Here is a 21418-nt window from a genome sequence, read left to right on the forward strand (position 1 = left end):
GTGGCCGAGACGGTGGCGCCGGAGGAGACAGGGGCGTTCGGGTACGGCGTGGACACGGGCGGCTCCTCGGGCGTGCAGCGGTGAACTGCTTGCTGCATGACGTACGTGCCTCGCGCACCGAGGCGTTCACCGGCGGGCCGCGAACAGGGGTTACCGACGGTTAGGCAGGTGATCGTACGAGGCCACTGTGGCGAGCGTGTGCGGGTTCGGGGGTGGTCCGGAGCCAGGGGTGTGCAGCCTCGGCGGTTTCGTGAGGGTGATTCAACTTCCGCCCCTCCCGCCGCCTCCGTGGCAGCCGTCCGACCCCCGGCGTGAACTTACCTCCGGTAACCTTACTCCAGGGTAAGAACTTCGGACCGATTCTCACGGGAGTTGGCATGGCCGACCGCCACCTGGGCTTCACCGGCACGGCGCCCGGCCGTTTCCTCACCCGGCGCCTGGGCCGAGCCCCCGCCGCCGTCACCCTGGCCGCCACCCCCGCACTGGCCCCGCTGCTGGTCCGCGGCGCCCTGCGCTCCCCCTTCAGACGGCCGTCTCCGGAAGCGGACTTCCCGCGCACCCGTCTGGTGCTGCCCGCTCTGCGCGTCGACCTGGCCCGGCTGGCCGCCTACGAGCGGGTGTGCGGCTTCGCCACCGGCTCGGCCGACGGCGAGGACGCGCTGCCCGTCACCTATCCGCACGTCCTCGGCTTCCCGCTGGCCATGCGCCTGATGAGCGGCCGGGACTTCCCGCTCCCGCTGCTCGGCCTGGTCCACACCTCGATCGAGATCGTCCGCCGCACGGCTCTGCCCGCCGCCGGGGAGTACGGACTCACCGTTCACGTCGAGGGGCTGGCGCCGCACCGGCGCGGGACGGAGGCGACCGTGGTCACGGAGCTGCGGGCCGGCGAGGACGTCGTATGGGAGTCGCGCAGCACCTACCTGGCGCGGCACCGGACCGCCGGCACACCCGGCGCACCCTGGGAACTCCGGGAACCCCGGAAGGAACAGCCCGAGCCCCCGCTGCCCGTGCTGGCCGAGTGGCGGATCGCCGAGGACGTCGGCCGCCGGTACGGCGCCGCCTCCGGCGACCGCAACCCCATCCACCTGCACCCCCTCACCGCCCGCCTCTTCGGCTTCCCCCGCGCCATCGCGCACGGCATGTGGACCGTGGCCCGCTGCCTGGCCGCCCACGGCACGCCCGGCGCGGCCCTCGTCCGGGCCCGGTTCCGGGCGCCGGTGCTGCTGCCGGGGACGGTGGTGTACGGCGCGGACGGCACCGGCTTCGAACTCCGCGGCGCCCGGGACGAGCTCCACCTCACCGGTGAGGTGCGGCCGCTGCCGGGGTGAACGCCATGGCTTCGCCCTGGCCGGCCGGGCGCGAAGAAGCCGTACGGGGTGGGCCGCAGACGGGTGGCCCCGGCACTGCGGAGGTGGGGGCGGTGTGAGCCAGGGCTCGTCCGGCTCCCCGGGCCCCGCGAATCCGGCCCGATCCGCCGGACAGGTCCTAATCCCCCGCGGCGGGCGGGGTCCAGGGGCGGCCGTTCATCAGGTTGCCCAGGCCCGCCCAGGCGAAGTTCATCAGGGTCGCCGCCGACTGCCGTGCCGTGACGCCCGGGGTGGCGTTCGCCCAGGCCGCGAGGGACTCGGCGGCGCCCACCAGGGCCTCGGCGAGGCCGGCGACCTCGCGCTCGGGCAGGTCCGGGTCACAGTGTGCCGCGCGGGCCGCGGCCGCGATCAGCTGGGTCACGAACGCGACTATCTCCTCGCGCATCGCGGCGACCTCGGCGGCGAACATCTCGCCGTGGGTGCGGGCCTGGAGGTGCAGCACGGACCAGCCGTCGGGATGCTCCGCGGTGTACGCGAAGAAGGCCCGCAGCCCGTCCCACAGCTGACGGTCGGCGGGCAGGTCGCGGCGGACGCCGGTGCGGACCGCCTCGGTCAGCGCGGCGGCCTCCCGGCGGATGCACGCCGTGAAGAGGTCTTCCTTGGAGTTCAGGTACAGGTACACCAACGGCTTGGACACGCCCGCCAGTTCGGCTATCTCGTCCATCGACGCGGCCATGTACCCGCGTCGGCCGAAAATCCGTACGGCGGCGTCGAGCATCTGCTGCTCCCGCACCGCACGCGGCATCCGCTTGGTCCTCACGGCACCCATGGGGCAAGACTAGTTGGGCTTCCGGGCACCCGGAGCGACCCCGGAGCGGGGCAGACGGTCAGGAGGGCTGGCCCTGCGCCCGGGCGGTGTCGTCGGCCCCGTCCTCCTGGTTGCGGTTGGCATCCAGGTTGGCCTTCATCCGGTCGACCTTGTGCACGATCCGCACGGAGGCCCGGTCCCGCTCCTTGCGCAGCACCACCCAGCTGATCGGCGCCGAGAGCAACATCGAGAGCAGGAGCACCCACAGGAAGTTGGAGTCGCCGAAGCCACGCGGGAAGATGCCCGAGTAGACGGCTCCCCAGACGACCAAGAGGCAGCCGGCGAAGACGCCGAGGCGCATCAGCGTGTAGCGGAGCATCTCAATCCACTCTTCCGATTCCAAAAAGGGGCACCGTCCAGTGAAGCACGGTACGGACCCGATCTTGCAGGGGGGTCAGGCCAGTGGCAGCAGCATGAGGATGTCGTCCCGGTCGTCTCCCGGCGCGACCCGGATCGCGCCGGGTATCCGCCCGACCTCCTTGTAGCCGCAGGAGCCGTAGAACCGTTCGAGGCCGAGGCCGCCACGGCAGGTGAGCCGTATGGCCTCGATGCCGTCGAGGCCGCGGGCGGCGTCGGCGGCGGCCGCCAGCAGGTCGCGCCCGTACCCCTTGCCCTGGTGCCGGGGATGCACCATCACCGTGTACAGCCAGACCCAGTGCTTCATCAGCCGGTGCGTGTTGTACGTGAGGAACGCGGTCGCCGCGACGACTCCCGTGCCGTCCCGGCCGACGAGCAGCCGGGTGCGGCCCTCGGCCATCGCGACGAGGTGCTTCACCAGCTCGGGGCGTATGTCGTCCGCGGTCACCGGCGGCACGAAGCCGACCGATCCGCCCTCGTTCGACACGTCCGCCCACAGCCCGAGCACATCGTCCCTGAGGGCAGGCGAAACCGCCGGATCCAGCTCGAAGGACAACGTCACCGGCTCACACCCGCATCGGCTGCGGGGACTCCCGGCGCAGCGGGTCCGGGCCGTCGTACTCGCGGATGATCTCGTAGCGGGTGTTGCGCTCCACCGGACGGAAGCCGGCGTCGCGGATCAGGTCCAGCAGGTCCTCGCGGGTCAGCTTGTTCGGGGTGCCGTAGTTGTCCGCGTCGTGCGTGATCTTGTACTCGACCACCGAGCCGTCCATGTCGTCGGCGCCGTGCTGGAGCGCGAGCTGCGCGGTCTGGACGCCGTGCATGACCCAGAAGACCTTGACGTGCGGGACGTTGTCGAAGAGCAGCCGGGAGACCGCGAAGGTCTTGAGGGCCTCGGCACCGGTCGCCATCTGCGTGCGCGCCTGGAGCCGGTTCCGTACCTTCCCGTCCTTCATGTCCACGAAGTCGTGCTGGTAGCGCAGCGGGATGAAGACCTGGAAGCCGTTCGTCTCGTCCTGCAGCTCACGCAGCCGCAGCACGTGGTCCACGCGGTGACGGGGCTCCTCGATGTGGCCGTACAGCATGGTGCACGGGGTCTTCAGACCCTTCTCGTGCGCCAGCCGGTGGATCCTGGACCAGTCCTCCCAGTGGGTCCTGTGGTCCACGATGTGCTGCCGGACCTCCCAGTCGAAGATCTCGGCACCACCGCCGGTGAGGGACTCGAGACCGGCGTCGATCAGCTCGTCCAGGATCTCGGAGGCGGAGAGCCCCGAGATGGTCTCGAAGTGGTGGATCTCGGTGGCCGTGAAGGCCTTGAGCGAGACGTGCGGCAGGGCGGCCTTCAGCTCGCGCAGCGAGCGCGGGTAGTAGCGCCACGGCAGGCTCGGGTGCAGGCCGTTGACGATGTGCAGCTCGGTGAGGTTCTCGCTCTCCATCCCCTTGGCGAGCTTCACCGCCTCCTCGATGCGCATCGTGTACGCGTCCTTCTCGCCCGGCTTGCGCTGGAAGGAGCAGTAGGCGCAGGAGGCGGTGCACACGTTGGTCATGTTGAGGTGCCGGTTGACGTTGAAGTGGACGACGTCACCGTTCTTGCGCGTCCGCACCTCGTGCGCGAGCCCGCCCAGCCAGGCCAGGTCGTCCGACTCGTACAGCGCGATGCCGTCCTCGCGGGTCAGCCGCTCCCCGGAACGGACCTTCTCCTCCAGCTCGCGCTTGAGCCCGACGTCCATGCCAACACCTTTCTACGACAGCCTGGCCAAACTTACTCCCCCGCGCTCCGGGCGGGCGGAGCCCCCGTACGGCGCGGAGCGCCCTACACCTCTTCGGGCAGCTCCCCGACCCGGTTCTCCCACTTCGTGGACAGCACGATGGTGGTACGGGTCCGGGACACGCCCTTGGTACCGCTCAGCCGGCGGATGATCCTCTCCAGCCCGTCCACGTCCGCCGCCCGCACCTTGAGCATGTAGGAGTCGTCACCGGCGATGAACCAGCAGTCCTCGATCTCGGGGAGCTCCTTCACCCGCTGGGCCACGTCCTCGTGGTCGGCGGCGTCGGACAGCGAGATCCCGATCAGGGCGGTCACACCGAGGCCGAGGGAGGCCGCGTTCACGGTGGCGCGGTAGCCGGTGATGACGCCGGCCGCCTCCAGCCGGTTGATGCGGTCGGTGACGCTGGGTCCCGACAGGCCGACGAGGCGTCCCAGCTCCGCGTAGGAGGCCCGGCCGTTCTCCCTCAGGGCCTGGATGAGCTGCCTGTCCACCGCGTCCATGCGATCGAAGCCTTCCCCTGGAAAGTTCTGAAAGTTCCTGAAGTGATGAGAGGTACTGCGACTTGCTCGACTACCGGACCGCCGCTGAGCCGCCGCCCAGTTCGCCTTTCCAGCGCCGGTACAGACCGTGCCCGACGCCCGCCGCGTCCAGCACCCGCCCGGCCACGAAGTCCACCAGATCCTGGATGTGGGTCGCGCCCGCGTAGAAGGCGGGCGAGGCCGGCACCACGCTCGCTCCCGCGTCGTCCAGCGCGACCAGGTGCCGCAGCGTCTGCCCGTTCAGGGGGGTCTCCCGTACGGCCACGACCAGCGGCCGGCGCTCCTTCAGTGTGACGCTCGCCGCGCGCTGCAGCAGATCCTTGGACAGTCCGAGGGCGACACCGGCGACACAGGCCGTGGAGGCCGGGACGACCAGCATCCCCTTCGCCGGGTACGACCCCGAGGACGGCCCGGCGGCGAGATCCCCCGCGCTCCAGTACCGGATCCCGCTGACGTCCACATCGAAGGTCCCGGGCTTCCCGTCGGCGCCCCGGGCCAGCCATTCACGCAGGTCCTCCTGCCAGTGCGCGTCCCGGAACGAGATCCCCGTCTCGTCCAGCAGGGTCAGCCGCGAGGCCCGGCTGACCACCAGGTCGACCGCCTCCCCCGCGTCCACCAGCGCCCGCAGCACGGCCGCCGCATACGGCGTCCCGGAAGCTCCGGACACCCCCACGATCCAAGGCGCGCGCTGCGATTCTCCTGCGTTCACACCTTGAGCGTACCGGTGGGACGGGGAGTGTTCAGGACCGGTCGGCCGCCTCGGGATCTCCGCGGGAGGGCAACCGGTGCCGAGGCCGGGTCCGTGCACTCCACGACGGGCCGCACGCTGCTCAGACGGTCAGACCCCGGACCAGGAGATCGAGCAGGGCACAGACGAACAGGGCGATGCCGATGAAGCCGTTGACGCTGAAGAACGCCCGGTTCAGCCGGGACAGGTCGTGGGGGCGGACGATGCGGTGCTCGTAGCCGAAGGCGGCCGCCACGATCACCAGGCCCAGCCAGAAGAACGCGCCGGTGTGGGTGGCCAGGGCGTACCAGACGAACAGGGCGGTGGTGACCGTGTGGCAGACCCGCGCGCCCCAGATCGCCGCCGGGATGCCGAAGCGGGCCGGGACCGACATGACGCCGATCTCGCGGTCGGTCTCGACGTCCTGGCAGGCGTAGATCAGGTCGAAACCGCCGATCCAGATGCCGACGGCGAGGCCGAGGATCACGGCGTTCCAGGACCACTCGCCGGAGATGGCGAGCCAGCCGCCCACCGGGCCCATCGCCTGGGCCAGACCCAGGATGGCCTGCGGGAAGTTCGTGAACCGTTTCCCGTACGGGTAGACCACCATCGGGATCACCGCGATGGGTGCCAGGGCCAGGCAGAGCGGGTTCAGCAGGGCCGCCGCGCCCAGGAAGACCACCAGGGCGATCAGGGCGCCCGTCCAGGCGTGCTTCACCGACATGGCGCCGGTCACGAGCTCGCGATGGGCCGTACGCGGGTTACGGGCGTCGATCTCGCGGTCGATGATCCGGTTGACCGCCATGGCGAACGTCCGCAGGCCCACCATGCAGATCGTGACGAGGAGGAGCCGGCCCCAGTGGATGTTCCTGTCCCACTGGTACATCGCGGTCAGCGCGGCGATGTAGGCGAAGGGAAGCGCGAACACCGAGTGCTCGATCATCACCAGGCGGAGGAACGCCTTGGTGCGTCCCGGCTGCGGAAGTGCCGCGGAGGCGCTGCTCACAGGCCGTACTCCTTCCAGCGGCGGTCCACCAGGGCCGCCGTATCCGGGTCCGACAGGACCATGTCCGGCCACCCGCCGTCACGCGTGTAGCCCTCCTCGGGCCACTTCTTCGTCGCGTCGATGCCCGCCTTGCCGCCCCAGAACTGCTGGTAGGAGGCGTGGTCGAGGTGGTCGACGGGGCCTTCCACGACGGTGAGGTCGCGGGCGTAGTCCGTGTTGCCGAGGGCCCGCCAGGCGACCTCGTGCAGATCGTGGACGTCGCAGTCGGAGTCGACGACCACGATCAGCTTGGTGAGGGACATCATGTGCGCCCCCCAGATCGCGTGCATGACCTTCTGCGCGTGCTTCGGGTACTTCTTGTCGATCGAGACGATCGCACAGTTGTGGAAGCCGCCGGCCTCGGGCAGGTGGTAGTCCACGATGTCCGGGACGATGATCTTCAGGAGGGGCAGGAAGAAGCGTTCCGTGGCCCGACCCAGGGGGCCGTCCTCGGTGGGCGGCCTGCCGACGACGATCGACTGGAGCAGCGGCCGCCTCCGCATCGTCACGCAGTCGATCTTGAGGGCCGGGAAAGGCTCCTGCGGGGTGTAGAAGCCGGTGTGGTCGCCGAAGGGGCCCTCCGGCAGCATCTCGCCCGGCTCCAGCCAGCCCTCCAGGACGACCTCGGCGTTCGCCGGGACCTGGAGCGGGACCGTCTTGCAGTCGACCATCTCGATCCGCTTGCCCGCGATGAACCCGGCGAAGAGGTATTCGTCGATGTCCCCGGGCAGGGGGGCCGTCGAGGCGTACGTCACGGCGGGCGGGCAGCCGAAGGCGATCGCGACGGGCAGGCGCTCGCCCCGCCGCGCCGCCACCTGGTAGTGGTTCCGGCTGTCCTTGTGGATCTGCCAGTGCATGCCGATGGTGCGCCTGTCGTGCCGCTGCAGGCGGTACAGGCCGAGGTTGCGGATGCCTGTCTCGGGGTCCTTGGTGTGGGTGAGGCCGAGGTTGAAGAAGGAACCGCCGTCCTGCGGCCAGGTGAACAGGGCCGGAAGCCGGTCGAGGTCCACCTCGTCCCCCTGCAGCACGACCTCCTGCACCGGCGCGCTGTCGGACTTCACCTTCTTCGGCGGCACGTGCGTCATCGCGCCGAGCTTCCCGAACGCCTCGCGCACGCCCACGAACCCGTGCGGCAGCTCGGGCCGCAGCAGCCCGCCGATCTTCTCGGAGATCTCGCCGTACGACTTCAGGCCCAGCGCCTTCAGCAGCCGCCGGTCGGTCCCGAAGACGTTCATCGCGAGGGGCATCGCCGAGCCCTTCACGTTCTCGAAGAGCAGCGCGGGTCCCCCGGACTTCTGGACCCGGTCGACGATCTCCCCGACCTCCAGATACGGGTCGACCTCGGCCTTGATGCGCTTGAGGTCTCCCTCGCGCTCCAGCGCCCTGAGCAGGGAGCGAAGATCGTCGTAAGCCATGCCCCCCAGTATCGGTCACCCGATAACCTGGGCCTGTCACCGGGGCCGCCCCACACCTTCGGGAGATCGCACGACCATGCTCAGGTATCTGCCCACCCTGCTGGTCCTTGCGCTGTGGATCTACGCCTTCGTGGACTGTCTGAACACCCCCGAGGAAGAGGTGCGCCACCTGCCGAAGGGGGTGTGGGTGCTCATCGTCCTGGTCTTCGGCTGGGTCCTGGTGGGCCCGGTCGCCTGGCTGATCACCGGCAAGGCGCGGCGCGCACCGGCCGACGGCTCCGCTCCTGCCGTGCCCTCCGCCGGGGGACGCCGCACCACCTCCTGGGTCGCCCCCGACGACAACCCGGAGTTCCTCAAGTCCCTCGACAAGGACGACCCGGAGAACGACTGACGCGATGGAACTCCGACTGCTCGTCACCTTCGAGAAGGTCGCCACAGTCCTGAGCTTCACCCGGGCGGCGGCCGAACTGTCGTACGCGCAGTCCAGCGTGACCAGTCAGATCCGCGCCCTGGAGTCCTCCCTGGGCGTCGAACTGTTCGACCGGCTCGGCGGCCGTATCCGGCTCACCGAGGCGGGCGAGCGGCTGCTGCCCTACGCCCGGCAGATCGCCGAGCTGGCGGAGGAGGCCCGGGCCGCGGTCGTCGGCGCCGAGGAGCCGGCCGGTTCACTGGTCGTCGGGACCATGGAATCGCTGACCTCGTACCGGCTGCCGCCGCTGCTGGAGCTCTTCCATCACCGCTACCCGAAGGTGCGGCTCGCGCTGCGCACGACCATCGGCGACGAGACCCGGCAGGCACTCCGGCAGGGGACGTACGACCTCGGGTTCCTCATGGAGGAGGAGACCGCGCACGCGGGGCTGGAGAGCGAGGCGCTGGCCGTCGAGCCGCTCGCGCTGGTGGCCGCGCCCCGGCACCCGCTGGCCGGCGAGGAGATCACCACGGCCGGCCTCGTACGGCAGTCCCTGCTCGCCACCGAACCGGGCTGCGCCTACCGGGATCTGTTCGAGCGGGAGCTGAAGTCCTTCGGGGACGTGGACTTCATGGAGTTCGGCACGATCGAGGCGACCAAACGCGCGGCGGCCGCCGGCCTCGGGATCTCGCTGCTGCCCGAGGTGACGGTCGCCGCCGAACTGGCGGAGGGTTCTCTCGTACGGCTGGACTGGGAGCCCCCGTTCACGCTTCGGACGCAACTGGCGTGGCGGGCCGGGAAGCGGCTTCCGGCGCATGCGCGGCTGTTTCTCCAGCAGGTGCGGAAGCTGGTGTCCGAGCAAGGGTGACCTTCAGGCTCGCGGTCACGATCAGCGGGACGCCGAGCGCCTGGACGAGACCGATGTGGTGGCCGTACACCGCCCAGTCCATGAGCATGGCGACCGCCGGGTAGACGAAGGCGAGGACGGCGATCTTCGAGGTCGGGAGCTTGGCGTAGGCGGCGTACATGAGGACGTACATCACGCCGGTGTGGATGAAGCCGAGCCCGACCAGCCAGCCCCAGTCCCGGCCCGTACCGCTCATCGCGCCGAAGTCGGCGAAGGGCAGCAGCAGGGGGATGCCCACGAGGACCTGTACGAGGGCGACGAGGTGCGGCCGTACGCCGGTGACGCGCTTGGTGACCAGCGTGGACAGGCCGTACAGGAGGGCGGCGAGAAGGGCCTGGCCGACACCGGTCGCATACGAGCCGCCGCCGGCGAAGTCGCCCGGCGTGACGCCCGAGACGAGGATCAGGCCCGCGAAGGCCAGCACGATCCAGCCGACCTTGGCGGCGGTGAGACGCTCGCGGAACAGCAGGGCGCCCAGCAGGACCACGTAGAACGGCTGCGTGTGGTAGACGACCGTGGCGACCGAGATCGACGTGTTCTCGTACGACTGGAACAGCAAGACCCAGTTGAAGACGATGAACACGCCGCCGAGGACGGCCAGCGCGAGGGTGCGCGGGGTGAAGCCGTGGTCGCGGAGCCAGCCGCGGGCGGCGACGTAGGAGCCCAGCGCCAGGGCGCCGAACAGAACGCGGAAGAAGACGACGTCGAAGGGCGAGGCGCCCGACTCGACGACGAAGATTCCGAGGGTGCCGGACAGCACCATCGCGGTCGTCAGCTGGGCCGTGCCCGTGTGCTCTGAGGTCATGCCCACGACGCTACGAAGGACCGCCGGTCCCGGTCCACGCGCTGGTGAGGTGTGCTGCCGATGGCCCCATCGGCAGCACCGATGGGGCCTGGCAGTCAGAGGAAGACCGCGATCGGCTGCTCAAGGACGGCCTCGCGGGACCGGGGGTCCCAGCTCGTCACCTTGCCCAGGCAGTGGGCCTGGAACTGGCCTCCGGGCAGCTCTTTGTTCGCCCGGCGCAGCCCCTCCCGCCGCAGCACGACCCGCAGGTGCGCGAAGGCCTCGCCCTCCCTGTACGGTGCCCGCATCACCAGCGTCTCCCCGCCGCCGCCCTGGGCTTCGAACCGGCCGGTGACCATGACGAACTCGCCGATCTCGCTGAGCACCACCCCGTCGGCCGGGTCCTCGTCGGCCTGGCGCCGGGCCAGCTCCCTGACCAGGGCGCGGTTCGGGGTGACGGTCCCGCCACGGGTCCGCAGCCGGACCTCGACGAGGGCGTCCTGGCTCTCCAGCACGGACAGCAGAAGCCCGATCACCATGATCGGCTCGCTCTTCTGCACGTACTTGACGAACGTCCCCTCCTCGCTGCCGCCCTTCACCCGGAACAGCAGGGACACCAGGGGAATCACCGCCAGGCAGCCGATGGTGCGGCTGCGCCGCTCCTCGACCTCCTTGCGCAGTGCGGCCGTGTGGTTGCCCATCTTGTACAGGTCCATGACGGCCGCGTTGTCCAGGTACACGGGCAGGCCCCGCCCCACGGGGTGGCGGCGCAGCCGGTGCAGCCGCAGGACGGCGAACACGCCCAGCACGACCAGTCCGGCGAACGCCGCCAGCCACCACGCCATGGCGCCCCACCAGACGCTCCACCAGGTGCCGTCAAGAACAGCCACGGATCTCCTTGAACGCGGTGGACAGGGACGAGTCGTGGGCGTCGACCATGCGGCCGCCGGTCGCCGAGGCGACCTGGCGCAGTTCCGCGGCGTCGGCGTCCCCGAAGTAGACGGGGTAGGTGTGCACCGCCCGGGCGTCGGCGGGGCGGGCCCGGTAGCGGCTGACGAACGTGGTCCGGTCGATGCCCGCGTTGTTCTCGCCGTCGGTCATCAGCACGATGGACACCGCCCGCCCGGGGTCCTCGCGCCCGGCCCGCTCGGCGGTGGCGTAGCCGTGGTCCAGGGCGGACCAGATCGCCGTGGAGCCGTCGTGGCCGCCGTCGGCGACGAAGTCCGCGAGACGGGTGAGGTCGGCCGTGCCGTGGACGGTGACCGTGCGTTCCGCCAGGGGCCGGCCCCCGAAACGGACCGCGGTCAGCCGCTCGCCCTGGTAGAAGCGGACGAACTTGGCCGTGGCCGAGGAGTCCGCCCCGCTCAGGCCCGCGAACGCGTCGCGCAGAGCCGTCGTACGGGGGCCGCGCATGGAACCGGAGAAGTCGAGCAGGAAGATCACCTGGTCGGCGGCGCGGCGCCGGGGGTCGCCGTAGTCGTCCAGGAGCCGGTCGAGGACGGCGGGGTCGTCGGGGAAGTACAGCGCGTTGCCCAGGGGGGCCTTCAGCCGCTCGTCGCGGTGGACGGCGGTGTTGACCGGGCGGCGCAGCGTCCGCCGCATGATGTCCCGCTGGTGGCCGGGGTCCGTCAGCCACTCCACCACCCGGTCGTAGGCGTCCCGGTGAGCGGCGTCCAGCAGGAGCAGCGGGTAGTCGGACAGGACCATGCCGTCGGCGGGGTGCACGACGACCAGAGGCTGTCCGAGTCGCCCGGAGGCGTTCAGCGCCAGCAGCTCGGACTCGTAGGTGATCAGGGCGTTGGTGCGGCCCGGACGGCGGGCGAAGGTGTCCAGCAGGTCGTGGGAGGTCTCGGCGGTCAGACTCTGGCCGGAGCGGAAGCCGCGCAGCCGGTCGCAGCTGACATCCGCGGGGCGCAGCGCGCCGCCGGTGCCGGCCGCGGCAGTGGCGACGCCGACGAGGGCGGCGAGGCCGCTGTTGCTGTGCCGGGGGTCGGCCATGCCGAAGCGCACGGTGCCGGTGGCGGCGGCGTCGGCGATGTCGGCCCAGGAGATGCGTCCGCCCGGTGACTTGGGGCGCAGTCGCCGTGCCACGTCCTGGGTGAGGCCGACCACGACCGGGGAGCGCATGATCGAGGTGCTCTGGATGCCGGTTGCCGGTGTGGCACCGGAGGGGGCCTGCTTGGCCCGCAGCCGGAGGTAGCGGTCGGAGGAGAGCCAGGCCAGGTCGTAGGAGTGACGGCCGGTCAGCAGGGTTTCGCCGGCGTCGTTGGTCGCCCGGTAGTCCATGTCCAGGCGGACCCCCGTGTCCTCGCGCAGCCGGTCCAGCAGGGGTCCCATGTCGGAGAGTTCGTCGCTGGCCAGCACGCGCAGGGTGGTCTCCGGTCCGCTGCCGCCGCCGGAACAGGAGGCCGGCCCGCCGAGTGCGGCGAACAGGACCAGACAGAGGGCGAGGGCGAGGGTCCGGCGACGCGGGCGGTGCGGATGCGGGCGTTGCGGGCCGTACGGGCGGCCCGGGCGGTCCGGGCTCACGGCGCCTCCCCGCCGGCGGCCGACTTCGCGACGGGGTCGCAGTCCCCCACCACCTCGATCATCCGCTCCAGCAGCTCAAGGCGGGGCAGCACGGCCTTGGTGTCGTTGCCGGTGAGGACCGGTGCCTGGATGTGGCGATCGCTCAGGAAGCGGGTCAGCGAGTCGCTCGTGGACGCGGCACCGGCGGCGTCCCGGACCCGGAAGCCGAGTTCCATCGCGCGCTTCTGCAGGGCCGGGTCCGTGGTGATCAGCTCGCCGAGCCGGCCGCCCTGCGGGGTGAGCGCGATGAGCTGCGGCTCGGTGACGAACTGCGCGGACGGGTAGAGCAGGACGCGCTCGCTGTCGACGCGGCCGGCGTCCGCCTGGGCGTCGATCTGGTGGGCCAGGAACTGGTGCTCGTAGATGACCGCGATCGGGGAGATGCTCTTCCCCTCGGCGGAGACATAGGTCTCGTTCTTCTCCGACGACGGCATGCCCTGGTCGTTGAGAAGCAGCCGGATCCGGTCGGCGAAGCGCGTCGCCTCGGTCGCGTCCTGCGGGATGTTGTCGTGGTTCCACACGTAGGAGACCAACCCCAGGTACGTGCCGGCGGAGTTGGCCTCACAGATGTCGGAGGTCTGGGCGAGCACCTTGTTGCCGTTGTGGATGCCGTGCCGATCGATGCCGAGGCCCTCCCAGCGCCGTCCGTCGGCGGTCGTCTTGAGGAACTTCTGCATGTCGAGCGAGTAGTAGAGCGGCTTCGCTCCGGTGGGCACGCCCGGCAACGGCCTGGCGATCCCTGCCTGCTGGAGCGTCTCGGCGTACTCGCGGTAGGTGCCGAGCACGATCGGGCTGACGAACGGTCGGTATGTCGTCGCCGGGTGGCCCTCGGCCGCGCGTTTCCTGGTGATCAGGTCGGCGGCGGGCTGGCCGGAGGGGAAGACGACGTCGTAGCTGTCGTAGCTCTGGGCGGCGATGCCGCGCGAGCCCATGCGGGTGATGTGCACCCGGAAGCCGTGCCGGACGAGCAGCCGCCGGACCTCGGGATCCTCGAAGTAGTCCGCCTTCGAGGCCATCTTGGCCTCGATCGTGACGATGCGGGTGAGGGGCAGAGTGACGTGCCTCTGGGCCATCACCACGACCGCGCACAGCGCGGTGGCGGCCGCGACGACGCGCGGGAGGAGCCGGCGCACACGGGAGCGCCGGCTGGGTAAGACCGTCGGAGCGCCGACCTTCAGGCGGGGCTCACCGGTCTGACGGGGTCTGTCGGTCTCTGTTCTGTGCGTGGCCACCCGGTTCTCCTGCGTGAGCGGGGGGCAGGATCGTCTGTGCACGGCAAGGCACCGGCTGGAACATCCAACGAACGTGCGAATAAAGAACAGTGAAGGTCTGTCAGATACTCGGGTCGGGGGTGCGCAGCACGAGGTCGAGCAACCCCGGGAAGCGTGCGTCGAACTCCGTGCGCCGCAGCCGGTTGACCCGCTTGGGCCCCTCGTCCCGCTGCTCGACCAGACCCGCGCCGCGCAGCACCGCGAAGTGGTGGCTGAGGGCCGCCTTCCCGACCGGCACGTCGAAACTGCCGCAGCTGCGGGACCAGTCGGCACAGCCGGCCAGCTCCCTGACCAGGGTGAGGCGCACGGGGTCGGCGAGGGCGGCCAGGGCGGCCTGGACCGGGACGTCGTCGGGGTGGATGTGCTCAGGTGCGGCCCGATGGCTACTGGCGGCCATGGCACCCTCCTCGTCCCGTGTTCCGCGTCCCGCTTGCCGAGTGTTCGATGAAAACCATACACTCATGAGTGTTCGCTTTTCATTGAACACTTTCCCGAGCCCAGGGGTGCGGCATGCGCGCGATCGAGTTCCAGCAGTACGGCGGTCCCGAGGTGCTGAGGGCGGTGACGGCCGAGGTGCCCGAGCCCGGTCCAGGCAAGGTGAGCATCGACGTGGCCTACACGGGCGTGAACTTCGCCGACCTGAAGGCCCGCTCGGAGGGCTACCGGGTGCCGGAGCTGCCGTACGTCCCCGGTCTGGAGGTCTCCGGCCGGGTCCGGGCCCTCGGCGCCGGCGTCACCGGCCTGGCCGTCGGCCAGGAGGTGGCGGCGCTGACGGAGGGCGGGGCCTACGCGGAGGTGGTCGTGGCGGACCCGGCCACCGTCCTCTCGCTCCCTGCGGGCATGGACCTGCGCACGGCCGCCACGCTCCCGACGGTCCTGCCCACCGCATACGCCCTGATCCACTCGGTCGGCAGGCTCCAGCCGGGCGAGACCGTCCTGGTCCAGGGAGCGGCGGGCGGAGTCGGCACGGTGGCCGGCCGGCTGGCGCGGGCGGCGGGCGCCGGGGCGGTGTACGGCGTGGTGTCCTCGGCGGCGAAGACGGCCCACGCCAAGGCGCACGGCTACGACGAGGTGTTCGTCGGCGCCTTCCAGGACCCGGTACGGCAGGCCACCGGCGGCCGGGGCGTCGACCTCGTCCTGGACCCCGTCGGCGGCGACACCCTGCGCGCCGGCCTCGCCTCGCTCGCCCCCTTCGGCCGCCTGGTCTCCTTCGGCAACGCGAGCTCGGCCGAGCCGTGGTCCGTGGGCCAGCCCGAGCTGTACCCCCTCGGTGTCTCGGTCGCCGGGTTCTCCGTCCTGAGCCTCGCGAAGACGGCCCCGGCCGAGCTGCGCCGCCTGTCCGAACAGGCCTTCGCCAAGGCGCTCGACGGCACGGTGTCCCTGCCGGTGACCGCCGAGTTCGCTCTGGAGGACGCGGCGGAGGCACACCGTCTGATGGGGGCCCGGACGAGCACGGGGAAGCTGTTGCTGCGGGTGGGGGCGTAGGCGTCCGCGCCCGTCCCGCTCACCTCGCCGCCCCGGTCATGCTGCCGGGGCCGAGCCGAGGGACGGACCCGTGAGCCGTCACACCCTGCCCCAGTTCTGGGAGGCCGCCCCCGACTGACAGGTCGCCTCGGCCACACCGCCGCCGAAGGCGAGGTCGAGGCAGCCGCCGTCGTAGACGGTGCGCAGGGAGTTGCCGGAACCCGTCTTCCACAGACGGGCGCTGCTGCTCTGCGCGCAGTCGCCGACGAAGACGGCCTGGCCGTTGCCGTTGGCACTCAGACATGAGCCGGTCGACACGTTGACGACCTTGAGGCTGCCTCCGGCGGCACTGCGGAAGGTCCACACGGCGGACGAGGCCGAACAGTCGCCGAGGCCCGTGGAGCCGTAGACCTGGATCAGGCACTTGCCGTTCTCACCGTTCTTGAGCCTGAAGGTGTCCGAGCCGGGACTGGTGGTGGAGGTCCCGCCGGAGGAGGAGCCGCCCGAGGAGGAACCTCCGGACGAGCCGTCCGAGGAGGAGCCGCCGGACGAAGAGCCGCCGGAGGATCCGCCGGAGCTGCCGGAGCCGCCGCCGGAACCGGAGCCGGAGCCGGAACCGGCGGCGCCGCCGGCGCTGCTTCCGCCGCTCGACGAGCCCGAACCGCCCGATGCGCCGGAGCCCCCCGAGCCGCCCGAGCCCTCCTTGTCGCCGCCCCGACCTCCCTTGTCCGGCTTCTTCTTGTCCGAGGGAGAGGCCGAGCCCTTTCCGTCCGGCTTCTTGCGGCCGGACGGACTCGCGGCTGACTGCCCGGGCGCGGGGTCGGCCGATGCCGAGACGGTGGCCTCGGGGGTGCCTGCGGCGCCGTTCCGGCCGGAGTCGTCCGCATACGGCAGGAGCTGGAAGGCCAGTGTGGCCGTACCGACGACCACGGCCGGTACGACCGCGAGCAGGATGCGGGGCCGGCGTCGTTCGCGCGGCCGCTCGCCCTGTCGCCGCACCTCGGAAGGGCGCACGACCACCTCGGGCTCCGACTCGTCCTTCGGTTCGCCCTTCGGCCCGGGGCCCGTGGCCGGTTCCGGCTCTTCCCGTTCCGGCTCTTCCGGTCCCGCCGGTCCTTCCGGTCCTTGCGGTCCTTGCGGTCCTTGCGGTCCTTGCGGTCGTTCCGGTTCCGGCTCCTCCACCACCGTCGCCTCCGGCACCGCCGCCGCGAACGCCGCCCGCCCGGTCAGCCGTTCCGTGAGGGAACAGGGCCACAGCGGGGGCTCGGACGGGCCCCGGCCGGCGGCGAGTCCGAGGAGTTCGGCGGCGCCGGGCCGGCCCTCGGGGTCCTTGTCCAGACAGGACGCGACGACGGCGGCCAGTTCCGGGTCGGCCTCGCGCAGCCGTTGCAGGTCGGGCTGCTCGTGCACGATCGGTACAGCACGCCGTGCCCGGACTCGTCCCCGAAGGGCGGCCGCCCGCATCCCGCGTACGCGACCACCGAGCCCAGCGCGAACACATCCACCGCGCCGGTCAACCGCCGTGCACCCGAGGCCTGTTCGGGGGACATGTAGGCGGGGGTGCCCACCACCATGCCGGTCCGGGTCAGCCGGCTCTGCTCGGCGGCCCGGGCCACGCCGAAGTCGATGAGAGTGACACCCTCAAGGGTGATCATGACGTTCGACGGCTTGACGTCCCGGTGCACCATGTCCAGCTCGTGCACGGCCGCCAGCCCCGCCGCGGCCTCCCGCAGCAGCAGCCACAGCGCCTGGGGCGGCAGCGGCCCGCCGTGCGTCTCGACGGCCTCGAGCAGGGTCAGCCCGGGCACGTACGCGGTGGCGAACCACGGAGGCCGGGCCTCGCGGTCACCGGCGAGCAGCGGCACGGTGGCCCCGGCAGGCAGCCGGGCGAGATTGTCCAGCTCATGCCCGAAGCGCCGGACAAAGTCCTTGTCCTCGCCGGCGACGGAGGGCAGCACCTGTTTGACGGCGGCGTAGCGGCCCTCGTGCACACCGAGATAGACCCGCCCCATGCCGCCGGCCCCGAGCCGCCCGACCAGCGGGATCGGACCGATCCGCCGCGGGTCGTCGTCCTCCAGCGGCTCGACCCCGTTGTGTTCCCCGTTCACCGTTCTCCCCCTGTGGATCGCATGACGTCCCGGAACCTGCTTCAGCGCGCGTAGGAACCGAGGCCCACCAGGCAGTACACGTACTCGTTCACGGCCGCGCCGTTGAGGGTGTAGCGGTACGAGAAGGCGTACTGCGTCCGGGAGTTGCTCCTGCAGCGGCTCATGTCCGACGTGAGCGGGATGGTCTCGATGACCTTGTAGTGCGCGTCGGACGCCGAGCAGGACACCTCGTCGACCCCGCTGACCTCCTGTGCGGTCGTGGAGTCGGGCAGGGTTCCGTTGAGGCAGGTGCCGGAGGTGAACGGACTCGGCTCCTCGCTCGCACCGCCGTAGGGATCACTGCCGCCGTACGGATCGCCCGTCCCGTACGGATCGCTCGTCGGGTCGCCCGTCCCGTACGGATCGCCGGTGGTGGGAGCCGTGGTGTACGGGTCCGACGAGTACGGGTCGTCGGTGGCCGGCGCCGACGAGGTGTACGACGAGGAGCCGTCCGCGGAGTCGTCGGACGGACTGTCACCGCCGCGGTCGGTCAGGACCAGCAGCAGCACGACCGCGGCGACGACACCGAGCACGCCCAGGCAGGCGAGACCCTGCTTCTTGCCGCCCCCGGCCGCGGCGGTGGTGACCCGGATCCTTAACAGCACCTCGCGGTCGCCGGCCCGGAGCCGTACCAGGTCGCCGTCCCTCACGGGCGGGATGCGCACCGGCGGCACGCCCGCCGACGGCGGCAGCCGGAGGACCGTTCCGGACGCGGCCTGCTGCGGGGTGAGGGAAACAGGGATCTCGGACGACGACACCGGCGGCTCCTGAGTGTGAGGATGGTGCACCAGTGTGGTGCACCAGCCCACTGTTCTAAAATACCTTTCTAGAAAAGCATTCCAGAATGAGCCGCAAACAGCAGCGGGGCGAAGCCACCGTCGAGCACCTCCTGGACGCCGCCCTGCGCGTGTACGCAGAGTCGGGCGACCAGGGCCTGACGGTCAGCGCCGTCACCAGGGCGAGCGGGGTGAGTCTGGGCAGCCTCTACCACCACTTCGGCAGCATCGACGGCCTGATGAACGCCCTGCTGATGCGCTGGCTGGAGCGGCTGCTGGGCGAGCTGGTCACGTCCCTGCGGGGCACCCGGACCGCGCGCACCGGCATCCGGGCCCTGGTCGGCGCCTATCTGGCCTTCGTCCAGGAGCACCGGGAGGCGGCCCTGCTTCTGCACTCCTCGTACGCCGACCGCCAGGGCATGACCGACGGCAAGCGGCTGCGCGACGCCCAGGAGGCCCGTCTGTCGCCCCTCGCGCAGTGGGCACAGGCATACGTCGACGCCGGCGAACTCGCCCCGCTGCCGACGCCGTTGATCGAGTCGCTGGTCCTCGGACCGGTCATCGGGGTGGCCCGCCGCTGGCTCTCCGGCCTCGACGACGTCGACCTCGACGAGGCCGCGCTGGTCCTGCCCGACCGCATCTGGCGCGCCGTCGCGGCCGAGCCGGCCTGAACCGCCTCAGCGCAGCCTGGACGACGACAGGATCGACAGCAGGTGGGCCGGGACCATCACCCAGCTGATCGCGGCCAGCCCGACCAGTGCCCAGCGGGTCACCTCCACCCCGCCCGTGACCGTGTCCCCGGCCGCCGCCGCCAGCAGCACCAGGGACGCCTCGATGCCGTTGGTCACCCGGTGGATCTTGAAGGCCGCCGCCAGCCGCCGCACGGTGGCCACGCCCTGCGAGCGCGGCCGGGTCGACTCGTCGTCGGCCACCCCGAACCCGCGCCGGGCCCGGGCCACGTCGACCAGGTCGGTCGAGGCCTTCAGCAGGACCACCCCGAGCGCGGCGGCAAGGCCCAGCGAGAGCCAGCCCCCCAGGCCGTTCTCCGCCGCCCGGAACCCGATCCCGGCCATCAGCGCAGCGTCCGCCAGATAGGCCCCGAGCCGGTCCACGTAGATGCCCGTCGCGCTGTTCTGCCCCTTCCAGCGGGCGACCTCGCCGTCCACGCAGTCGAAGAGCAGGAACAGCTGCATGAGGACGACGGCGAGCACGGCCCCCGTGAGGCCGGGGACGAGCAGGGCCGCCCCGGAGGCGATCCCGCACGCCACCATGGTCCAGGTCAGCTGGTCGGGGGTGACCGGAGTGCGCACCAGCTGGCGGGTGAACCGCAGCGAGACCCTGCGCATGTACAGCCGGCCCGCCCAGTGCTCCCCGTTGCGGCTGGCCAGCTTGGCGTACGGCTGGCAGACCTCCCGCAGCTCCTCCAGAACCGGGGCAGCGACCATGGGCGTTTCCCTCCCGCGTGATGTGATCGGGCCAGGGTACAGAGGCAGTTCGGGCCCTCGGCCGGAGGGAGCGGCCACCGCACGGGGCAGCGGCACGTTGCCCCGGTCTGTCCGGTGCTGGAGAGTGAACGCATGGACCAGGAACAGGCCCGCGCCTGGCTCGCCACCGCCGTCGCCGAGGCCCGCGCCGGGCTCGCCGAGGGCGGCATCCCGATCGGCGCCGCCCTCTACGCCCCGGACGGCACCCTGCTCGGCCGCGGCCGCAACCGCCGCGTCCAGGACGACGACCCCTCCATGCACGCGGAGACGGCCGCGTTCCGGGCGGCCGGACGGCAGCGCAGCTACCGCGGCACGACCATGGTGACCACCCTCTCGCCCTGCTGGTACTGCAGCGGCCTGGTCCGCCAGTTCGGCATCTCCCGCGTGGTGATCGGCGAGGCCGCCACCTTCCACGGCGGCCACGACTGGCTCGCCGGCCACGGCGTGGAGATCGTCCTCCTGGACGACCCCGGGTGCGTCGGGCTGATGCGCGACTTCGTCACGAACAACCCGGCTCTGTGGAACGAGGACATCGGTGACTGAACCCCGTATTCCGACCATCGACCTCCGGCCCTGGCTCGACGGCGGCACCGAGGCCCGTGCGGCCCTCGCCCGTACCGTCGACCAGGCCCTCCAGACCGCCGGCTTCCTGCTGGTCACCGGGCACGGGGTGGATCCCGGGCTGCGCGGTGCCGTGCGGGCGGCCGCGCGGCGGTTCTTCGTGCTGCCCGTCGAGGCGAAGCAGGCCTACGAGGCGAAGGTCGGCGGGCGCGGCTGGCTGGGTCCCCGCGCCGAGGCCAACGCGTACGCGGAGGGCACCGAGACCCCGCCCGACCTGAAGGAGTCGCTGACCTTCGCCACGCACGAGCCGTTCGAGGACCCGGTCGTCAACGCCGAGTGGTACGCGCCCAACGTGTGGCCGGCCGAGACCCCCGAGCTCCAGGGGCTGTGCGAGGAGTACCTCGCGCGGATGGCCGACCTGGAGAAGGTGCTGCTGTCGCTGCTGGGGTACGCCCTGGGACTCGATCCCGACTTCTTCTCCCGGCACATGGACCATCCGACGTACGGCTTCAACATCAACTGGTACCCGGGCACCGACGTCCTCGGCGAGCCCGAGCCCGGGCAGTTCCGGATCGGGCCGCACACCGACTTCGGGACCGTCACCATCCTGGACCGGCAGGCGGGCAAGGGCGGCCTGCAGGTGTACACGGACCCCGTGGCCGGAGGCGTCGGGTGGGAGGACGCGCCCTACGACCCGGCGGCCTTCACGGTCAACATCGGCGATCTGATGGCCCGTTGGACCGGCGACCGGTGGCGCTCGGGGCGGCACCGGGTGCTGCCGCCGCCCGCCGACGCCCCCGGCGAGGAGCTGATGTCCCTCGTGTACTTCGGCGAGTGCACCCCGGGCACGCTGGTGGAATCCGTACCGGCGCCGGTGGGCCGGGTGGCGTATCCGCCCGTCGACTCGCATGTGTACCTGCGCGCGAAGCTGGACTCGATCACCGTCCGTTAGTCATTTCCGCGTTCGGCCCGCCACCCGTTCCGTTGAAATGCCCCGGGTGGGCATGTCCCGGTCGCGTC

Annotated in this window: 22 protein-coding genes and 1 pseudogene; 7 read left to right on the forward strand and 16 right to left on the reverse strand. The window is 71.4% G+C overall.

Annotated elements, in window-relative coordinates; all coding sequences use genetic code 11:
• Positions 1-377 precede the first annotated feature (377 nt).
• Entirely contained in the window at positions 378-1328 is a 951-nt protein-coding gene (locus tag ACIRU3_RS02535) for a MaoC/PaaZ C-terminal domain-containing protein (protein WP_404050208.1), read from the forward strand.
• Positions 1329-1485: 157 nt separating this feature from the next.
• On the opposite strand, the gene ACIRU3_RS02540 is transcribed toward ACIRU3_RS02535, so the two are convergent.
• From ACIRU3_RS02540 to ACIRU3_RS02575, 8 genes are all read right to left on the reverse strand, one after another.
• Positions 1486-2136, reverse strand: coding sequence for a TetR/AcrR family transcriptional regulator (locus ACIRU3_RS02540; RefSeq protein WP_404050210.1), 651 nt, complete (start codon positions 2134-2136; stop codon positions 1486-1488).
• Between the two features lie 58 nt (positions 2137-2194).
• Positions 2195-2494, reverse strand: a complete 300-nt coding sequence (locus ACIRU3_RS02545) for a DUF4229 domain-containing protein (protein WP_404050212.1) — start codon at positions 2492-2494, stop codon at positions 2195-2197.
• A 75-nt stretch (positions 2495-2569) separates the two neighbouring features.
• Positions 2570-3094 (reverse strand): GNAT family N-acetyltransferase, encoded by a 525-nt coding sequence (locus ACIRU3_RS02550; protein WP_404050215.1) that lies wholly within the window; start codon positions 3092-3094, stop codon positions 2570-2572.
• A gap of 4 nt (positions 3095-3098) precedes the next feature.
• Positions 3099-4262, reverse strand: a complete 1164-nt coding sequence (mqnE, locus tag ACIRU3_RS02555; protein ID WP_404050217.1) for an aminofutalosine synthase MqnE — start codon at positions 4260-4262, stop codon at positions 3099-3101.
• An 83-nt stretch (positions 4263-4345) separates the two neighbouring features.
• Positions 4346-4801: an Lrp/AsnC family transcriptional regulator gene (locus ACIRU3_RS02560; protein ID WP_404050220.1), complete on the reverse strand. Its 456-nt coding sequence runs from the start codon at positions 4799-4801 to the stop codon at positions 4346-4348.
• A gap of 70 nt (positions 4802-4871) precedes the next feature.
• Complete coding sequence (locus ACIRU3_RS02565; RefSeq protein ID WP_404050222.1) at positions 4872-5549, reverse strand: UbiX family flavin prenyltransferase; 678 nt, start codon at positions 5547-5549, stop codon at positions 4872-4874.
• Between the two features lie 121 nt (positions 5550-5670).
• On the reverse strand, positions 5671-6573 hold the full coding sequence (gene mqnP, locus ACIRU3_RS02570; RefSeq protein ID WP_404050224.1) for a menaquinone biosynthesis prenyltransferase MqnP: 903 nt from the start codon (positions 6571-6573) through the stop codon (positions 5671-5673).
• A complete protein-coding gene (locus ACIRU3_RS02575; RefSeq protein WP_404050227.1) occupies positions 6570-8027 on the reverse strand; it encodes a menaquinone biosynthesis decarboxylase in 1458 nt (485 codons plus the stop codon). Before ACIRU3_RS02575 ends, mqnP begins: the two co-directional genes overlap by 4 nt.
• 76 nt (positions 8028-8103) lie before the next feature.
• On the opposite strand from ACIRU3_RS02575, the gene ACIRU3_RS02580 reads away from it, so the two are divergent.
• Entirely contained in the window at positions 8104-8418 is a 315-nt protein-coding gene (locus ACIRU3_RS02580) for a PLD nuclease N-terminal domain-containing protein (protein ID WP_404050230.1), read from the forward strand.
• A 4-nt stretch (positions 8419-8422) separates the two neighbouring features.
• Complete coding sequence (locus ACIRU3_RS02585; RefSeq protein ID WP_404050233.1) at positions 8423-9304, forward strand: LysR family transcriptional regulator; 882 nt, start codon at positions 8423-8425, stop codon at positions 9302-9304.
• On the opposite strand, the gene ACIRU3_RS02590 is transcribed toward ACIRU3_RS02585, so the two are convergent.
• The 5 genes from ACIRU3_RS02590 to ACIRU3_RS02610 all read right to left on the reverse strand — a co-directional run bounded on the left by ACIRU3_RS02590 (position 9201) and on the right by ACIRU3_RS02610 (position 14363).
• On the reverse strand, positions 9201-10148 hold the full coding sequence (locus ACIRU3_RS02590; protein ID WP_404050236.1) for a DMT family transporter: 948 nt from the start codon (positions 10146-10148) through the stop codon (positions 9201-9203). The two genes, ACIRU3_RS02585 and ACIRU3_RS02590, sit on opposite strands and share 104 nt — an antisense overlap.
• A gap of 95 nt (positions 10149-10243) precedes the next feature.
• A complete protein-coding gene (locus ACIRU3_RS02595; RefSeq protein ID WP_404050239.1) occupies positions 10244-11017 on the reverse strand; it encodes a hypothetical protein in 774 nt (257 codons plus the stop codon).
• A complete protein-coding gene (locus ACIRU3_RS02600) occupies positions 11004-12656 on the reverse strand; it encodes a substrate-binding domain-containing protein (protein WP_404050241.1) in 1653 nt (550 codons plus the stop codon). Before ACIRU3_RS02600 ends, ACIRU3_RS02595 begins: the two co-directional genes overlap by 14 nt.
• Positions 12653-13828, reverse strand: a complete 1176-nt coding sequence (locus ACIRU3_RS02605; RefSeq protein ID WP_404050244.1) for a hypothetical protein — start codon at positions 13826-13828, stop codon at positions 12653-12655. Before ACIRU3_RS02605 ends, ACIRU3_RS02600 begins: the two co-directional genes overlap by 4 nt.
• A gap of 199 nt (positions 13829-14027) precedes the next feature.
• On the reverse strand, positions 14028-14363 hold the full coding sequence (locus tag ACIRU3_RS02610; RefSeq protein WP_404050247.1) for an ArsR/SmtB family transcription factor: 336 nt from the start codon (positions 14361-14363) through the stop codon (positions 14028-14030).
• Positions 14364-14476: 113 nt separating this feature from the next.
• Here ACIRU3_RS02610 and ACIRU3_RS02615 point away from each other — a divergent pair, with 113 nt between their 5' ends.
• Positions 14477-15451: a zinc-binding alcohol dehydrogenase family protein gene (locus ACIRU3_RS02615; RefSeq protein ID WP_404050250.1), complete on the forward strand. Its 975-nt coding sequence runs from the start codon at positions 14477-14479 to the stop codon at positions 15449-15451.
• Positions 15452-15529: 78 nt separating this feature from the next.
• Here the strand turns inward: ACIRU3_RS02615 and ACIRU3_RS02620 are convergent.
• Both ACIRU3_RS02620 and ACIRU3_RS02625 read right to left on the reverse strand, forming a co-directional pair.
• Positions 15530-17556: pseudogene (locus ACIRU3_RS02620) on the reverse strand (protein kinase).
• A 23-nt stretch (positions 17557-17579) separates the two neighbouring features.
• The gene (locus ACIRU3_RS02625) at positions 17580-18335 is read right to left on the reverse strand and encodes a hypothetical protein (protein WP_404050253.1); all 756 of its coding nucleotides are present in this window, start codon (positions 18333-18335) and stop codon (positions 17580-17582) included.
• A gap of 86 nt (positions 18336-18421) precedes the next feature.
• On the opposite strand from ACIRU3_RS02625, the gene ACIRU3_RS02630 reads away from it, so the two are divergent.
• Complete coding sequence (locus ACIRU3_RS02630; protein ID WP_404050256.1) at positions 18422-19024, forward strand: TetR/AcrR family transcriptional regulator; 603 nt, start codon at positions 18422-18424, stop codon at positions 19022-19024.
• 6 nt (positions 19025-19030) lie between these two features.
• Here the strand turns inward: ACIRU3_RS02630 and ACIRU3_RS02635 are convergent, their stop codons facing one another.
• A complete protein-coding gene (locus ACIRU3_RS02635) occupies positions 19031-19798 on the reverse strand; it encodes a CDP-alcohol phosphatidyltransferase family protein (protein ID WP_404050258.1) in 768 nt (255 codons plus the stop codon).
• Positions 19799-19930: 132 nt separating this feature from the next.
• Here ACIRU3_RS02635 and ACIRU3_RS02640 point away from each other — a divergent pair, with 132 nt between their 5' ends.
• Entirely contained in the window at positions 19931-20380 is a 450-nt protein-coding gene (locus tag ACIRU3_RS02640; RefSeq protein WP_404050261.1) for a nucleoside deaminase, read from the forward strand.
• Positions 20373-21350, forward strand: a complete 978-nt coding sequence (locus ACIRU3_RS02645; protein ID WP_404050263.1) for an isopenicillin N synthase family dioxygenase — start codon at positions 20373-20375, stop codon at positions 21348-21350. Before ACIRU3_RS02640 ends, ACIRU3_RS02645 begins: the two co-directional genes overlap by 8 nt.
• Positions 21351-21418 lie beyond the last annotated feature (68 nt).

Origin of the sequence: Streptomyces sp. NPDC101151, from assembly GCF_044768335.1 — a bacterium.
Lineage (GTDB): Bacteria > Actinomycetota > Actinomycetes > Streptomycetales > Streptomycetaceae > Streptomyces.

Excerpts from the sequence above, each read along its gene's own strand:
- ACIRU3_RS02590 (WP_404050236.1), bottom strand. The coding sequence starts at position 10,148 with ATGACCTCAGAGCACACGGGCACGGCCCAGCTGACGACCGCGATGGTG.
- ACIRU3_RS02560 (WP_404050220.1), bottom strand. The coding sequence starts at position 4,801 with ATGGACGCGGTGGACAGGCAGCTCATCCAGGCCCTGAGGGAGAACGGC.
- ACIRU3_RS02585 (WP_404050233.1), top strand. The coding sequence starts at position 8,423 with ATGGAACTCCGACTGCTCGTCACCTTCGAGAAGGTCGCCACAGTCCTG.
- mqnE (WP_404050217.1), bottom strand. The coding sequence starts at position 4,262 with ATGGACGTCGGGCTCAAGCGCGAGCTGGAGGAGAAGGTCCGTTCCGGG.
- ACIRU3_RS02540 (WP_404050210.1), bottom strand. The coding sequence starts at position 2,136 with ATGGGTGCCGTGAGGACCAAGCGGATGCCGCGTGCGGTGCGGGAGCAG.
- ACIRU3_RS02580 (WP_404050230.1), top strand. The coding sequence starts at position 8,104 with ATGCTCAGGTATCTGCCCACCCTGCTGGTCCTTGCGCTGTGGATCTAC.
- ACIRU3_RS02610 (WP_404050247.1), bottom strand. The coding sequence starts at position 14,363 with ATGGCCGCCAGTAGCCATCGGGCCGCACCTGAGCACATCCACCCCGAC.
- ACIRU3_RS02545 (WP_404050212.1), bottom strand. The coding sequence starts at position 2,494 with ATGCTCCGCTACACGCTGATGCGCCTCGGCGTCTTCGCCGGCTGCCTC.
- ACIRU3_RS02535 (WP_404050208.1), top strand. The coding sequence starts at position 378 with ATGGCCGACCGCCACCTGGGCTTCACCGGCACGGCGCCCGGCCGTTTC.
- ACIRU3_RS02635 (WP_404050258.1), bottom strand. The coding sequence starts at position 19,798 with ATGGTCGCTGCCCCGGTTCTGGAGGAGCTGCGGGAGGTCTGCCAGCCG.
- ACIRU3_RS02575 (WP_404050227.1), bottom strand. The coding sequence starts at position 8,027 with ATGGCTTACGACGATCTTCGCTCCCTGCTCAGGGCGCTGGAGCGCGAG.
- ACIRU3_RS02630 (WP_404050256.1), top strand. The coding sequence starts at position 18,422 with ATGAGCCGCAAACAGCAGCGGGGCGAAGCCACCGTCGAGCACCTCCTG.
- ACIRU3_RS02640 (WP_404050261.1), top strand. The coding sequence starts at position 19,931 with ATGGACCAGGAACAGGCCCGCGCCTGGCTCGCCACCGCCGTCGCCGAG.
- ACIRU3_RS02615 (WP_404050250.1), top strand. The coding sequence starts at position 14,477 with ATGCGCGCGATCGAGTTCCAGCAGTACGGCGGTCCCGAGGTGCTGAGG.